This is a genomic window from Pseudomonas entomophila (assembly GCF_018417595.1).
In the GTDB taxonomy this organism is placed as follows: Bacteria; Pseudomonadota; Gammaproteobacteria; order Pseudomonadales; family Pseudomonadaceae; genus Aquipseudomonas; species Aquipseudomonas entomophila_C.
In genome coordinates this window covers 5331716-5346812 of sequence record NZ_CP070982.1, presented here as the reverse complement: position 1 = coordinate 5346812, position 15097 = coordinate 5331716, and the positions used below count along the sequence as shown (strand labels likewise).

The 15097-nt window shown below is 65.0% G+C and carries 14 protein-coding genes and 1 riboswitch; of the genes, 11 read left to right on the top strand and 3 right to left on the bottom strand.

The window, feature by feature from the left end; translation table 11 throughout:
* Window positions 1-55 precede the first annotated feature (55 nt).
* Window positions 56-388: a DMT family transporter gene (locus JYG34_RS23485; RefSeq protein ID WP_011535981.1), complete on the bottom strand. Its 333-nt coding sequence runs from the start codon at window positions 386-388 to the stop codon at window positions 56-58.
* A 90-nt stretch (window positions 389-478) separates the two neighbouring features.
* On the opposite strand from JYG34_RS23485, the gene JYG34_RS23480 reads away from it, so the two are divergent.
* Window positions 479-1369, top strand: a complete 891-nt coding sequence (locus JYG34_RS23480) for a LysR family transcriptional regulator (protein ID WP_213658559.1) — start codon at window positions 479-481, stop codon at window positions 1367-1369.
* A 38-nt stretch (window positions 1370-1407) separates the two neighbouring features.
* On the top strand, window positions 1408-2679 hold the full coding sequence (gene waaA / locus JYG34_RS23475; protein ID WP_213658558.1) for a lipid IV(A) 3-deoxy-D-manno-octulosonic acid transferase: 1272 nt from the start codon (window positions 1408-1410) through the stop codon (window positions 2677-2679).
* Window positions 2680-2799: 120 nt separating this feature from the next.
* On the opposite strand, the gene JYG34_RS23470 is transcribed toward waaA, so the two are convergent.
* Window positions 2800-4236, bottom strand: a complete 1437-nt coding sequence (locus tag JYG34_RS23470; RefSeq protein ID WP_011535978.1) for a TolC family outer membrane protein — start codon at window positions 4234-4236, stop codon at window positions 2800-2802.
* Window positions 4237-4396: 160 nt separating this feature from the next.
* A riboswitch (TPP riboswitch) is annotated at window positions 4397-4503 on the top strand.
* Window positions 4504-4661: 158 nt separating this feature from the next.
* On the opposite strand from JYG34_RS23470, the gene thiC reads away from it, so the two are divergent.
* Together thiC and cytX are read left to right on the top strand one after the other, a co-directional pair.
* Window positions 4662-6542, top strand: coding sequence for a phosphomethylpyrimidine synthase ThiC (gene thiC, locus JYG34_RS23465; protein WP_213658557.1), 1881 nt, complete (start codon window positions 4662-4664; stop codon window positions 6540-6542).
* Between the two features lie 165 nt (window positions 6543-6707).
* The gene (gene cytX, locus JYG34_RS23460; protein ID WP_213658556.1) at window positions 6708-7991 is read left to right on the top strand and encodes a putative hydroxymethylpyrimidine transporter CytX; all 1284 of its coding nucleotides are present in this window, start codon (window positions 6708-6710) and stop codon (window positions 7989-7991) included.
* Here cytX and JYG34_RS23455 read toward each other — a convergent pair.
* Window positions 7960-8706 (bottom strand): RsiV family protein, encoded by a 747-nt coding sequence (locus tag JYG34_RS23455; RefSeq protein ID WP_213658555.1) that lies wholly within the window; start codon window positions 8704-8706, stop codon window positions 7960-7962. The two genes, cytX and JYG34_RS23455, sit on opposite strands and share 32 nt — an antisense overlap.
* 185 nt (window positions 8707-8891) lie before the next feature.
* Here JYG34_RS23455 and JYG34_RS23450 point away from each other — a divergent pair, with 185 nt between their 5' ends.
* The 7 genes from JYG34_RS23450 (at window position 8892) to JYG34_RS23420 (ending at window position 15087) form a co-directional block, all read left to right on the top strand.
* Entirely contained in the window at window positions 8892-9512 is a 621-nt protein-coding gene (locus JYG34_RS23450; RefSeq protein ID WP_213658554.1) for an NUDIX domain-containing protein, read from the top strand.
* Window positions 9503-9955, top strand: coding sequence for a DUF1249 domain-containing protein (locus JYG34_RS23445; RefSeq protein ID WP_213658553.1), 453 nt, complete (start codon window positions 9503-9505; stop codon window positions 9953-9955). The genes JYG34_RS23450 and JYG34_RS23445 overlap by 10 nt, the downstream gene beginning before the upstream one ends.
* 85 nt (window positions 9956-10040) lie before the next feature.
* Entirely contained in the window at window positions 10041-10844 is an 804-nt protein-coding gene (gene cpdA, locus JYG34_RS23440; protein WP_213658552.1) for a 3',5'-cyclic-AMP phosphodiesterase, read from the top strand.
* 196 nt (window positions 10845-11040) lie between these two features.
* Window positions 11041-11649: a YqiA/YcfP family alpha/beta fold hydrolase gene (locus JYG34_RS23435; protein ID WP_213658551.1), complete on the top strand. Its 609-nt coding sequence runs from the start codon at window positions 11041-11043 to the stop codon at window positions 11647-11649.
* Window positions 11650-11684: 35 nt separating this feature from the next.
* Entirely contained in the window at window positions 11685-13589 is a 1905-nt protein-coding gene (parE, locus tag JYG34_RS23430; RefSeq protein ID WP_213658550.1) for a DNA topoisomerase IV subunit B, read from the top strand.
* On the top strand, window positions 13586-14572 hold the full coding sequence (locus tag JYG34_RS23425; protein ID WP_213658549.1) for an esterase-like activity of phytase family protein: 987 nt from the start codon (window positions 13586-13588) through the stop codon (window positions 14570-14572). Before parE ends, JYG34_RS23425 begins: the two co-directional genes overlap by 4 nt.
* Window positions 14569-15087 (top strand): retropepsin-like aspartic protease family protein, encoded by a 519-nt coding sequence (locus JYG34_RS23420; RefSeq protein ID WP_213658548.1) that lies wholly within the window; start codon window positions 14569-14571, stop codon window positions 15085-15087. Before JYG34_RS23425 ends, JYG34_RS23420 begins: the two co-directional genes overlap by 4 nt.
* Window positions 15088-15097 lie beyond the last annotated feature (10 nt).

Here is a 15097-nt window from a genome sequence, read left to right as displayed (position 1 = left end):
GCAGTATACAGGCTAAGCCCTCGACCAGCTTGCACTGGCTCCTGCAGGGGGCGCGTCAGTGCCCGGCGGTGTTGGAGAACACCTGGATCACCACCACGCCGCCGACGATCATGGCCATGCCCAGCATCGCCGGGACATCCAGCTTCTGCCCGTAGATCACCAGGGCCGCAACGCTGATCAGCACGATGCCCAGCCCCGACCAGATCGCGTAGGCGATGCCCACCGGAATGCTGCGCACCACCAGGGTCAGCATCCAGAACGCCACCCCGTAGCCACAGATCATCAACAGCAGCGGCAGCGGCGTGCTCAGCCCCTTGACCGCCTTCATGGAGGCGGTGGCGATGACTTCGGCGCAGATGGCGATGGCGAGATAGGTATAGGCGTTCATGGTGCGGGTCCTCCGTTGCTGGCTGTGCATTCTAGAGGATGCCCAGATGCGGTAAAGTCATTACCTATCTGATCTGGAGATGGGTTGGCCATGGCCGAGCACTGGAACCTGGAACAACTGCGGTTGTTCGTGCGCACGGCGGAACTGCGTTCGTTTTCCGCCGTGGCGCGTGAGCAGCGCAGGGCACAGTCGGCGGTCAGCAACGCCATCGCCCTGTTGGAGGCGGACCTGGGTGTGGCGCTGTTCGAGCGCAGCAGCGGGCGCCAGCCCAGGCTGACCGAAAGCGGCGCCGCGCTGTTGGAGGATGCCCGCGAACTGCTGCGCCAGTGCGAACGCCTCGACGGTCGAGCCCTGGCGTTGATGCGTGGCCAGGAAGCCTTGCTGCGGGTGGCCCAGGACGAGGCCATGCCGTACCAGCCGGTAATCGACAGCCTGGACGAGCTGGCGGCGCGCTATCCCTACCTGGAGGTCCAACTGGCCAGCGGTGCCCAAGGGGATGTGGCGCGCAAGTTGGTGGAGCGGCGCGCCGACCTTGGCCTGTTCTTCCATCACGAAAGCATTCCGGCTTCGCTCGAGCGGCGCGCGTTGGGCAGTGTCGAGATGGTCACGGTATGTGCCGTCGACCATCCGCTGGCGAGCCTGGCCAAGGTCAGCCGCCAGCAACTGGCCCGCCATCGCCAGTTGCTGATCACTCCCCAGCAAAGCGGCTACCCGGGTGGCGAGGCGATCAGCCCGCAGGTCTGGCGCGCCGACAGTTTCTACGCCATGGCCGAGCTGCTGATGCGCGGCCTGGGGTGGGCCTGGCTGCCCCGGCATGTGGTGCAGTACCCCACCTACCAGGCGCAGATGGTCGAACTGGACAGCGAATGGCGCCCACCGGCCCTGGTTGCGGAGCTGGCCTGGCGCCGTGACGAACCGCTGGGCCCGGCCGCCCAATGGCTGGCCGAGCGCTTCGCCGTGCACTTGCGAGCGATTGGCTGACAGGCCTTTTCGTACGGTTCCTAGTAAACTCCGCCGCCATGAACAGAACCCTCTATACCCTGCTGTTTCACCTGGGCCTGCCGCTGGTCGCGCTGCGCCTGTTCCTGCGCGGGCGCAAGGCGCCGGCCTATCGTGCGCGCATCACCGAGCGTTTCGCCTGGCAGTTGCCGCCGTTGCAACAGGGGGGCATCTGGGTGCATGCGGTCTCGGTGGGCGAGAGCATCGCCGCCGCGCCAATGGTGCGCGCCCTGCTCGCGCAGTATCCGGACCTGCCCATCACGCTCACCTGCATGACCCCGACTGGCTCGGAGCGGATCCACGCGATGTTCGCCAACGAGCCGCGGGTGCAACACTGCTACCTGCCCTATGACCTGCCGTGGGCGGCGGGGCGCTTCCTCGACCATGTGCGGCCGAAGCTGGGCGTTATCATGGAAACCGAGCTGTGGCCCAACCATATCCACCAGTGCGCGAAACGTGGCATTCCGGTGGCGTTGGCCAATGCGCGACTGTCCGAGCGTTCGGCGCGGGGTTATGCCCGTTTTGCCGGCCTGACCCGACCGATGCTCGAGGAAATGAGCCTGATCGCGGTGCAGACCGAGACCGAGGCCGAGCGTTTTCGCAGCCTTGGTGCCCGCGCCGAGTGCGTGCAAGTGACCGGTTCGATCAAGTTCGACCTGAAGGTCGACGAGCAGTTGTTGCCGCGTGCCCGTGAGCTGCGTGGACAGTGGGGCGCGACCCAGCGCCCGGTGTGGATCGCCGCCAGTACCCATGACGGTGAGGATGCGCTGATTCTCGCTGCCCACCAGCAATTGTTGCAGGTGCACAGTGATGCGCTGCTGATCCTGGTGCCGCGCCATCCGGAGCGGTTCAACGCGGTGCATACTCTGTGCGCCGAGCAGTTCGCCACGGTGCGCCGCTCGCTAGGCGAGCCGGTGGCGGCGCAGACCCAGGTGTTGCTGGGTGACACCATGGGCGAGTTGCTGTTCCTCTATGCCCTGGCCGACATCGCCTTCGTCGGCGGCAGCCTGGTGCCCACGGGCGGGCACAACCCGCTGGAGCCAGCGGCGTTGGCTTTGCCGGTGCTCATGGGGCCGCACGTGTTCAACTTCCTCGAGATCAGCGCGATGCTGCGCGAGGCGGGAGCGTTGCAGCAGGTGGATGACGCCGAAGGGCTGGCGGGGGCGGTGCGCCGACTGGTGGAGTTGCCCCAGGATGCCCGGCGCATGGGCGAGGCGGGCAGGGCTGTGATGCAGGCTAACCAGGGCGCTTTGCAGCGTTTGCTGGATGGGCTGGCAAGACTGTTGAAATAGAGGCGTTTTGGCAGCGCTTTGCGCTCCGTTCGCGGCACAAGGCCGCTCCTACAGCAGATTGCGCGAACCCTGTAGGAGCGGCCTTGTGCCGCGAACGGACAGCGAAGCTGCCCCAGATTCTCAGGGCCGGCGTTCGAAGTTCTTCGCCGCCGCCGCTGCCAGGTCCGGTGGCAGGAAGTCCTTGTCCGGGTTGTAGTCGGCTTTCAGGTAGCGTCCAAGATCCTGCAGGTCCTGCGGGCTCAACGTGCCGGCGGCCTGCTTCAGGCGCAGGTTGTCGAGAATGTAGTCATAGCGGCTGTTGTTGTAGTCGCGCACCGAGGTGTACAGCTGGCGCTGGGCGTCGAGCACATCGACGATATTGCGCGTACCCACCTGGTAGCCGATCTCGGTGGCTTCCAGTGCGCTTTGGTTGGAGATGATCGACTGCTTGCGCGCCTGCACCTGCTCGACGTCGGTGTTCACCGCGCGGTGCAGGTTGCGGGTGTTCTCCACCACCTGGCGGCGCAGGCTTTCGCGCTGCTGTTCGGTCTGCGTGAGGCGCGCGTAGGCTTCGCGAACCTGCGAGCTGGTCAGGCCGCCACTGTAGATCGGAATGTTCAGTTGCAGGCCGATGCTGGTCTGCTCGACATCACGACCGTAATGCACGTTCGGTTGCAGTTGCGAGTTGGTGAAGCCGAGATTGTCGTTGTCACCCTTCTGGTATTTCGCCACGGCATCGAGGGTCGGCGCATGGCCGGCCTTGCGCTGGCGCACGGTCTCTTCAGCGGCCGTCACGGCGTGGTTGGTCGCCAGCAGGTTGAGGTTCTGCCGCCCGGCGGTCTCGACCCAGGCCTTGGCATCGTTGGGGGTCGGCACCTGCACCGGCAGGGTGTGGACCACGCCCTGGATCGCGCTGTACTGGCGGTTGGTCAGGGTGATCAGGGCTTCGAAGGCATCCTGCACCTGGCGTTCGGCGATGATCCGGTTGGCCCGGGCGGTGTCGTAGCTGGCCTGCGATTGCAGCACGTCGGTCTTGTCCGAAAGGCCGACGTCGAAGCGTTCGTTGGACTGGTCGAGCTGGCGCTTGAAGGCCGCTTCTTCAGCTTTGGTCGAGGCCAGGTTGTCCTGGGCGCGGAGCACGGCGAAGTAGTTCTCGGCAGTCTGCAGGATCAGGTTCTGCTCGGTGGCCGACAGTTCCAGCGCGGCCTGCTCGTTGACGGACTCGGCGGCCTGCAGCTGGAACCAGCGGTCGGCGCGGAAGATCGGTTGCGCCAGGGTGGCGCTCCAGGCGTTGCCGCTGCGGTTGGAGGTGATCGACGGCTCGTCGAGCTTGGTCCGGGTGTTCATCATCTCGGCACCGGCCGAGAGGTTGGGCAGCAGGCCGGCGCGGGCCTGGGGCACCACTTCACGGCGGGCGCCATAGTCGGCGCGGGCGGCGGCCAGGTCGGCGTTGTTGTCGACCGCTTCCTGGTAGACGCTGACCAGGTCGGTCTTCACCGTCGTGGGCGTATCCACTGCCCAGGCCACTCCGTGGGACGCACAAGACACGGCAATTGCCAGTGAGAGTTTGCGCAGCATAGGGCAATCCTTGATCAAATTTTATTTACTGTACTGTCGGGTATCGAGCGATGCGCCAGTGTAGTGCCGCACGCCGTCCTCAACAATCCGCCGCTTGTGCCATTTATCACCCCCGGATCTACCCGCTTGGCTTTGCCGGCCACTCCAGTCTAGACTGCGCATGTTCTTGTCGGGGTGCCTTGAAGCAAAGGCTGAGATCGCAAAGTTGCGGATCCCGTTGAACCTGATCAGGTTAGCGCCTGCGTAGGGAACAAGATTGCTCTCATTATCCCGGGAGCCTCTTGTGCCAGGTCCGGGATCGTCACAGCTGCATGCAGCTCACGGCACCCCATATCCGGCACTGCACTCGTCACTACGGGTGCGTCCGCGCCTTTCAGGTTCACCCCGACATTCCGCCCGCAAGGGAGCTGTCTGGAGAGCCTGTGATGAGCAAACAAGAAAAAGCGATCAGTCTGAGCGAGTCGGCCCAAGTCGACCAACAGTCCGTGCAACCCCTGCCCAATTCGCGCAAGGTCTATGTCGAAGGTTCGCGCCCCGACATCCGCGTGCCCATGCGCGAGATCAGCCTGCACGACACCCCCACCGACTTCGGCGGCGAGAAGAACGCCCCGGTGCTGGTGTATGACACCTCCGGCCCGTACACCGACCCCAACGTCGTCATTGACGTGCGCAAGGGCCTGGGCGATGTGCGCTCGGCGTGGATCGACGCCCGTGGCGACACCGAACGCCTGGAGGGCCTGAGCTCGAACTTCGGCCAGCAGCGCCTGAACGACGCGGAGCTTGCCAAGCTGCGTTTCGCCCACGTGCGCAACCCCCGCCGCGCCAAGGCCGGCGCCAACGTCTCGCAGATGCACTACGCGCGTCAGGGCATCATCACCGCCGAGATGGAATACGTCGCCATCCGCGAGAACATGAAACTGCAGGAAGCTCGCGCCGCCGGCCTGCTGGACCAGCAGCACGCCGGCCACAGCTTCGGCGCCAGCATCCCGAAAGAGATCACTCCCGAGTTCGTTCGCGAGGAGATCGCCCGTGGCCGCGCGATCATCCCGGCCAACATCAACCACACGGAACTGGAGCCGATGATCATCGGCCGCAACTTCCTGGTGAAGATCAACGGCAACATCGGTAACAGCGCCCTGGGCTCCTCGATCGAGGAAGAAGTGGCCAAGCTGACCTGGGGCATCCGTTGGGGTTCGGACACGGTCATGGACCTGTCCACCGGCAAGCACATCCACGAAACCCGCGAATGGATCATCCGTAACTCGCCGGTACCGATCGGCACCGTGCCGATCTACCAGGCCCTGGAGAAGGTCAATGGCGTCGCCGAGGACCTGACCTGGGAGCTGTTCCGCGACACCCTGATCGAACAGGCCGAACAGGGCGTGGACTACTTCACCATCCATGCCGGCGTGCTGCTGCGCTATGTGCCGCTGACGGCCAAGCGCGTGACCGGCATCGTCAGCCGCGGCGGTTCGATCATGGCCAAGTGGTGCCTGGCGCACCATAAAGAGAACTTCCTGTACACGCACTTCGACGAGATCTGCGAAATCATGAAGGCCTACGACGTCAGCTTCTCGCTGGGCGACGGCCTGCGCCCAGGCTCGATTGCCGACGCCAACGACGCCGCCCAGTTCGGTGAACTGGAAACCCTTGGCGAGCTGACCAAGATCGCCTGGAAGCATGACGTGCAGTGCATGATCGAAGGCCCCGGCCACGTGCCGATGCAACTGATCAAGGAGAACATGGACAAGCAGCTCGAGTGCTGCGACGAGGCGCCGTTCTACACCCTGGGTCCGCTGACCACCGACATCGCCCCGGGTTACGACCACATCACCTCGGGCATCGGTGCGGCGATGATCGGCTGGTTCGGTTGCGCCATGCTCTGCTACGTCACGCCCAAGGAACACCTGGGCCTGCCGAACAAGGATGACGTGAAGACCGGCATCATCACCTACAAGATCGCCGCCCATGCCGCCGACCTTGCCAAGGGCCACCCGGGCGCGCAGATTCGTGACAACGCGCTGTCCAAGGCGCGCTTCGAGTTCCGCTGGGAAGACCAGTTCAACCTGGGCCTGGACCCGGACACCGCGCGTTCGTTCCACGACGAGACGTTGCCCAAGGAGTCGGCCAAGGTCGCGCACTTCTGCTCGATGTGCGGGCCGAAGTTCTGTTCGATGAAGATCACCCAGGAAGTGCGCGAGTACGCCGCCAAGATCGAAACCGTTGACGTGACGGTCGAGCAGGGCATGCGCGAGCAGTCCGAGCGGTTCCGCCAGGAAGGCAGCCAGCTGTACCAGAAGGTGTAAGTAAACCTTGGGGGCCGCGTCGCGGCCCTTTCGCGGCACAAGGCCGCTCCCACAGGTCCCGTGTATGGCCCAAGTCATGCGCGGATCCTGTGGGAGCGGCCTTGTGTCGCGATACGAGGACGCAGTCCTCGCCAGCCACAACTCCAATATTCCGGCGAGCCTTCCATGACAGCACCCAGCCATTTCTCCCCCGACCACCCGGTCCCCTCCCACCACCGCCAGTTCGGCGCCCGCGACTTGTTCTCGCTGTGGTTTTCCCTTGGCATCGGCCTGATGGTCCTGCAGGTCGGCGGCCTGCTGGCGCCGGGCCTGGGCCTGGCCGGCTCGGTCCTGGCGATCACGCTTGGCACGGCGGTGGGTGTGCTATTGCTCGCGGCGGCCGGTGTGATCGGCAGCGACACCGGGCTGTCGGCGATGGGCAGCCTGCGCTTGACCCTGGGCCGCCATGGCGCGCGCCTGCCGGCCTTGCTCAACCTGCTGCAATTGATCGGCTGGGGTTCGTTCGAAATCATCGTCATGCGCGACGCCGCCAGCCTGCTGGGTACACGCGCATTCGGAGAAAGCAGCAGTTGGAGCAGCCCGTTGTTGTGGACATTGTGCTTTGGCGCCCTGGCCACCTTGCTGGCGGTCAGCGGGCCATTGGCGTTCGTGCGCAAGGTGCTGCGCAAATGGGGCATCTGGTTGCTCTTGGGCGCCTGCCTGTGGCTGACCTGGAACCTGTTCGCCAAGGCCGACCTGGCCGGACTGTGGCAGCGCCCGGGGGATGGCTCGCTGTCCCAGGCCGTAGGCTTCGACATCGTCATCGCCATGCCGTTGTCGTGGTTGCCGCTGATCGCCGACTATTCGCGCTTCGGCCAGCGCGCCAGCCGGGTGTTCGGCGGCACGGCGCTGGGCTTTTTCATCGGCAATGCCTGGCTGATGAGCCTGGGCGTGGCCTACACCCTGGCGTTCGCGCCGAGCGGTGAGGTGAATGCGTTGTTGCTGGCGCTGGCTGGTGCCGGGCTGGGTATTCCGTTGCTGTTGATCCTGCTGGACGAGTCGGAGAACGCCTTCGCCGACATCCATTCCGCAGCGGTTTCCACTGGGCTGTTGATCAAGCTGAAGGTCGAGCACCTGGCCTTGGCCATCGGCGTGCTGTGCACGCTGATCGCCCTGCTGGCGCCGCTGGCCCAGTACCAGAACTTCCTGCTGCTGATCGGCTCGGTATTCGCGCCATTGTTCGGCGTGGTGCTGGTGGACCACTTCGTGGTCCGTCGCCGCCGCCTGCCGGCAGTGGTGGAGGGGCTGCACTGGCAGGCGCTGCTGGCCTGGGCGGTGGGGGTGGCAGCCTATCACCTGATGGCGAACATGGCGCCGGAGGTGGGGGCGACCCTGCCGGCATTGCTGCTGGCAGGGGGGCTGCACCTGGTGCTAGCGCTCAGCCGCGGCCGGGAAACAGCTCAGGCTTGATCACGCCGTTGAGGCGCGGGTAGGGGATCTTCAGCTCGACGTGGCCCATGGAATACGGGGCGATGGCGTAGACCTCGTACTTGATCACCACCGCGCCGTAGGTCAGGGCGATGTGCGGCGACTGCTTGAACGGCCAGGTCTTGACGAACTCCGGGTCCTTGTCCATGCCGGTACTGATCAGCCAGGCGCGGTGGGATTCCTCGGCGGTCTTCCAGAACGTCGCTTCCTGGCCGGGCACCAGCATGTCCTGCAGCGTCAGCACCTTGTCCAGTTTGCGCGAGTAGTTGATGAAGCCGCGCCCGGGCATGCCGTGGGCGCCGCCGCTGTCGAGGTAGCTGGACAGCTCGATGATCACCAGGCCGTCATGCTGTTCGCGTACCTTGGCTTGCAGGTAGCTGCTGTTGCGCTTGTCGGCCTGGGCCAGGTACTGCTGTTCATACATCTGCAGCGAGGTCGGCGGGGTACCGCGCTGGTTGTCCTCGGTCAGCTGCAACAAGCGCTTTTCGACGATGGCGTCGAGCTTGGGCAGGGCCGGGAAGTGCACCACGTCGATGTTGACCAGCGGGCAGTCGCTTTCGCTGCAGCCGGGCTTGAGGTGTTCCCAGGCTTCGCGCTTGACCTCCAGCGGCGCCCGGTAGTTGGGCGTGAACAGGCTCTGGCAGGCGCCGAGCGCCAGGGCCAGGGCGGCCACGCAAGTCAGTTTGACTAGCCTCATGTTGATCCTTGCACAACGGTGATGATCGGCCTTGGACCGCCTGCGCGGCCTTCAGTTCGCCACTAAGCTAACAGAGAGTGGCGCGCCTGTCCCGGCTGCCCGAACGGTCGGCGGAAAGTGATGAAACCGCGCGGCGCGCAGAGTAGGATTGCGCGATGCGGTAATCGAGGTAATGAGGAGTTTGCATGACGGACACGTTGAATTCAGCGCCCCAGAAAGTCGAAATCGCCCGGCGCGAGCAGTTGTTCAAGGGCTTCTACAAGCTGGACAAGCTGCATCTGCGTCACGAACTGTTCGCAGGTGGCATGAGCCGTGAATTCACCCGCGAGCTGTTCGTGCGGCATGACGCCGTCTGCGTGCTGCCCTACGATCCGCAGCGCGACGAGGTGGTGCTGATCGAGCAGTTCCGCGTGGGTGCCCTGGACAAGGTCGACAACCCTTGGCTCATCGAAATGGTGGCTGGGCTGATCGACAAGGAGGGGGAAGACCCTGAAGAAGTTGCCCGGCGCGAAGGTGAGGAAGAAGCAGGCCTGACGTTCAAGGCGCTCTGGCCGATCACCAAGTACTTCCCGTCACCCGGCGGCAGCGACGAATTTGTCCATCTCTACCTGGGGCGTTGCGAGAGTGAAGGTGCGGGCGGCCTGCATGGTCTCGAAGAAGAGAGCGAAGATATCCGGGTGCGCGTCTGGGCATTCGAGGATGCATTGCAAGCTGTGCGCGATGGCAAGATTCACAACGCGGCCACGATCATCGCCCTGCAATGGCTGGCACTGAACCGCGACGAAGTCCGAGGTATGTGGAAGTGAACCTGCTGCGCGAGCGCTATCGGGTCGACCTGGTCGGGCTGCAGACCGCCTGCGAGGCCAACTATGCCCGCCTGATGCGCCTGCTGCCGGAGATGCGCACCACGCAAAGCTCGCGGCGCATCGGCATGACCCAGGGCGACCAGATGCTCGGTGTGCTGGTGCTCGATGTGGTGCTGGCCTGCCCCTACACCACCACGCTGCGGGTGCGCCAGGAACACAGCCTGCCGTGGCTGCCGGTGCCGGCACTGGAGGTACAGGTGTATCACGACGCGCGCATGGCCGAGGTCGTCAGTGCCGAGCATACTCGCCGCCTGCGCAGCATCTACCCGTACCCCAACACGGCGATGCACCAGCCGGACGAAAAGGCCCAGCTCAACCTGTTCCTCGGTGAATGGCTGAGCCACTGCCTGGCTTGCGGCCATGAGCTGGAAGCCGTGCGCTGAAATGTGATGCAGGTCGGTTCCGAGTATTTGCTCGCAACCGATCCCCCGCCATAATCCGTGCTGAATCCGTTCGAGGAGACGGCCGTTGCCGCAATCACTTTCGCCTCCGTCACCCGTTCACGTGGTGCAACTGACCGACGCCCACCTGTTCGCCGACCCGGCAGGCAGCCTGCTGGGCCTCAATACCCGAAACAGCCTGGGGCATGTGGTCGGCCAGGTCTTGCGCGAGCAGCCTCGCATCGACTTGCTGCTGTGCACGGGCGACCTCTCCCAGGACGCCAGCGAAGCTTCCTACGCTGCTTTCCGTCAGATGACGGCGGTGTTCGGCGCCCCTTCGCGCTGGTTGCCAGGCAACCATGACGAAGCCCAGGTGATGCAGACCGTGGCGCCGGAACTGGTGCAGGCCGTGACCGACATTGGTCAATGGCGCATCGTCATGCTCGATTCGGCGGTGGTCGGCGCCACGTTCGGGTTGTTGGCGGACGATCAACTGGCGGTGCTGGACCAGGCACTGGCCGATGCCGGCGAACGCCATTGCCTGGTGTGCTGCCACCACCAGCCGGTGGATATCGGTTGCGCCTGGATCGCGCCGATCGGTTTGCGCAATGCCGATGAGCTGTTGCGGCGGCTCAAACGTTATCCACAGGTGAAAGCCGTGCTCTGGGGGCATATCCATCAGGAATGGGATGAGGTATGCGACGGCGTCCGTTACCTCGCCACACCGTCTACCTGCATTCAGTTCGCGCCCCGCAGCGAAGATTTCAAGGTGAGCGAGGAACAGCCAGGTTATCGCTGGCTGCGGCTGCATGACGACGGGCGGTTGGAAACCGGGGTGGAACGGGCGCTCGATTTCGAGGTGAAGCTGGATTTCGACAGCCCGGGGTATTGAGAGGCTGCTTGTAGGAGCGGGTTTACCCGCGAAGAAGGCACCGCGGTGCTTGGCACCGGCTGCGCCGGTGTTCGCGGGTAAACCCGCTCCTACAGAAGCGCGATGCACCATTTGCAGTCTTCGTCGCGAAAATCCCCACGCTGCGCCAATGCCCTTCGAACGCGCTACACTGCGCATCTTTGCGTCCGGGGGCAGCATGTCGGGTTCCATCCTCTATATCCATGGCTTCAACAGCTCGCCGCTGTCGAAGAAGGCCCGTCAGCTCGAGGCGGTGATGCAGCAGCTCGGCCTGGCCGACCAACTGCGCGTCCCGGCCCTGCACCACCATCCGCGCCAGGCTATCGCCCAGCTGGAGGCAGCCATCGGTGAGCTGGGCGCGCCGCTGCTGGTCGGCAGCTCCCTCGGCGGCTACTATGCCACCCATCTGGCCGAGCGCCACGGGCTCAAGGCCTTGCTGGTCAACCCGGCGGTCGCGCCGCATCGCCTGTTCGACGGCTACCTCGGCACCCAGCGCAACCTCTATACCGACGAGGCCTGGGAGCTGACCCACGACCACGTGGAGGCATTGGCCGAACTGGAAGTGCCGCCGCCACAGGACGCCAGCCGCTATCAAGTGTGGTTGCAGACCGCCGATGAAACACTGGACTATCGCCAGGCCGAGCGTTATTACCGTGCTTGCTCCCTGCGCATCCAGGCCGGCGGCGACCACAGCTACCAGGGCTTCGCCGAACAGCTGCCGGCCCTGCTGGCGTTCGCCGGGATTGCCCGCGGGCAGTATGCGGCGCTGGATTTTTCTGTATTTTGATTTTTTCGCATTCACCAGACTGACGACGAGACCCCATGGCCAATCCCAGCGCTAGCGCCTATAACGCAGACGCCATCGAAGTCCTCTCGGGCCTTGACCCGGTCCGCAAGCGGCCGGGCATGTACACCGACACCAGCCGGCCCAACCACCTGGCCCAGGAAGTCATCGACAACAGTGTCGACGAAGCCCTGGCCGGTCATGCCCGTTCGGTGCAGGTCATCCTTCACGCCGACCACTCGCTGGAAGTCAGCGACGATGGCCGCGGCATGCCGGTGGACATCCACCCCGAAGAGGGCGTTTCCGGTGTCGAACTGATCCTCACCAAGCTGCACGCCGGCGGCAAGTTCTCCAACAAGAACTATCAGTTCTCCGGCGGCTTGCACGGTGTCGGCATCTCGGTGGTCAACGCCCTGTCGAGCCAGGTGCGCGTACGCGTGAAGCGCGACGGCAACGAATACCAGATGACCTTCGCCGATGGCTTCAAGGCCAGCGAGCTTGAAGTGGTCGGCAGCGTCGGCAAGCGCAACACCGGCACCAGCGTGTACTTCAGCCCCGATCCGAAGTACTTCGACTCGCCGAAGTTCTCCATCAGCCGCCTCAAGCATGTGCTCAAGGCCAAGGCCGTGCTGTGTCCGGGGCTGTCCATCAGCTTCGAGGACAAGGGCACTGGCGAGAAGGTCGAGTGGCATTACGAGGACGGCCTTCGTTCGTATCTCGTCGACTCGGTCAGTGAGTTCCAGCGCCTGCCCGACGAGCCGTTCTGCGGCAGCCTGGCCGGCAACAAGGAGGCCGTCGACTGGGCCCTGCTGTGGCTGCCCGAAGGAGGCGACAGCATCCAGGAAAGCTACGTCAACCTGATTCCCACCGCGCAAGGTGGTACCCACGTCAACGGCCTGCGCCAAGGCCTGCTGGACGCCATGCGCGAGTTCTGCGAGTTCCGCAACCTGCTGCCGCGTGGGGTGAAGCTGGCGCCCGAGGACGTCTGGGAACGCATCAGCTTCGTGCTGTCGATGAAGATGCAGGAGCCGCAGTTCTCCGGCCAGACCAAGGAGCGCCTGTCGTCCCGCGAGGCGGCGGCGTTCGTCTCTGGCGTGGTCAAGGACGCCTTCAGCCTGTGGCTCAACGCTCACCCCGAGCTGGGCATGCAACTGGCGGAGCTGGCCATCAGTAACGCCGGCCGTCGCCTGAAAGCGAGCAAGAAGGTCGAGCGCAAGCGCATCACCCAGGGCCCGGCGCTGCCCGGCAAGCTGGCGGACTGCGCAGGGCAGGACCCAATGCGCGCCGAACTGTTCCTGGTCGAGGGTGACTCGGCCGGTGGCTCCGCCAAGCAGGCACGGGACAAGGAATTCCAGGCGATCCTGCCGCTGCGCGGCAAGATCCTCAACACCTGGGAAGTCGATGGCGGTGAAGTCCTGGCCAGCCAGGAAGTGCACAATATTGCCGTGGCCATCGGCGTCGACCCGGGCGCCACCGACCTCTCGCAACTGCGCTACGGCAAGGTCTGCATCCTCGCCGACGCCGACTCCGACGGCCTGCACATCGCCACGTTGCTGTGCGCGCTGTTCGTCCAGCATTTCCGCCCGCTGGTCGAGGCCGGCCATGTCTATGTGGCCATGCCACCGCTGTACCGCATCGACCTGGGCAAGGAGATCTACTACGCCCTGGACGAAGCCGAGCGCGATGGCATCCTCGATCGCCTGGTCGCCGAGAAGAAGCGCGGCAAGCCCCAGGTCACCCGATTCAAGGGCCTGGGTGAGATGAACCCGCCGCAGCTGCGCGAGACCACCATGGACCCGAACACCCGTCGCCTGGTCCAGCTCACGCTGGACGACGTGCAGGCGACCTGCGAGCTGATGGACAAGCTTCTGGCCAAGAAGCGCGCCGGTGACCGCAAGAGCTGGCTGGAAGCCAATGGCAACCTGGCCGAGGTCACGGTTTGATTCGGCTGCTCCTGGCAACCTGCCTGGCGTTGTTCGCCCTGCAGGCCCAGGCGGGCAACTGGCCGGAGCTCAAGCTCACCAGTGAGCACGCCGTCGATGGCATGCGCGGCGGCAACCTGTCGGGCCTGGCCTGGTGCCGGGGTGCGCTGTGGGCGGTCTCCGACCGGGATGACGAGCGCATCTATCGGCTGGATCAGGACAATGCGACCTGGAGCGCCCAGCCACTGGTCTTCACCCCGCCGGACGTGCCGGACACCGGCTTGCCATGGGGTTTGAAGTCGCGCAACTGGGCGGCGTCGTATCTCCGCGGTGGCTCTCTGGATCTGGAGGGCATTACCTGCGACCAGGCCGACAACCTCTATGTGGTCAGCGAGGCCCATGCCGCCGTGCTGCAATTGCCGGTCGACGGCGAGCCGAACTGGCTGAGGATCGACCAGGCCATGGTCCGCCAGGCGCGGGGCAGCGGCATGCTGCTGCACTTCAATGCACTGTTCGAAGGGCTGGCGATCAACCCGGCGGGCGACCGCCTGTGGCTGGCCGCCGAGCGCGAGCGTCGCGGCCTGCTTGCCGTACAGCGCCAGCAATCGGTATGGACCTGCGGGCGCAGTTGCGTGCTGCTCAGTGAAGCCGGCGTCGAGATGCAACCGCCGCAATTTCCGGAGGCCCGTCCGGTATCGCGGGACTTTGCCGACCTGGCTTGGTTCGAGGGCAAGCTGTTCACCCTCGAACGCAACGCCTACCGGATTTGCCGCCGCGATACTGAAACGGGTGAGGTCGAACGCTGCTGGTCATTCGCCGCCGATGCCCTGGTCGAGTCGCGGCGCTACACGCAGCCCTACGGCCTGGCCGAAGCGCTGGTGATCGACAAGCGCGGTGCCTGGATCGGTATCGACAACAATGATCGTCCGCGTGTGGATGGCGAGGCGCGGCCGATCGTCTGGCGCTTCGACGCGCCGGCCGGCGGCTGGAGCGCCAACCCATGAGCCAGCCACCGGGCAAGCGCGCGGGCAGGGTGCTGATGATCGTCGCCTGGGCGGCCGCGATGTTCCTGGCCACGCGCTTTTTCGGCCAATGGGAGGAGCGCCAGCAGAACCCCAACGCCGTGGTGCAAAGCGAGCAGGGCGACGGCTTCATTGAAGTGCGCCTGCTGAGCAATGGCCAGGGTCATTTCGTCGCCGACGGCGCGATCAACGGCCGGGTGGTGCATTTCATGCTCGACACTGGCGCCACCGACGTGGCAATCCCCGAGGCGTTGGCCCGCGATCTGGATCTGGATCGAGGCCCGCCGGTGCAGTTGAGCACGGCCAACGGTCGCACCGAAGGTTACCGCACCCGGCTCAACAGCTTGCAGCTGGGCGACATCCACCTGCGCGACGTGCGTGCGCTGGTGGTGCCCGGCCTGGATGGCCAGGCCGTGCTGCTGGGCATGAGTGCCCTGAAACAACTTGAATTCACCCAGCGCGGCGGCACCATGCTGCTGCGCCAGAACCTGAAATGACGAGGCTCGC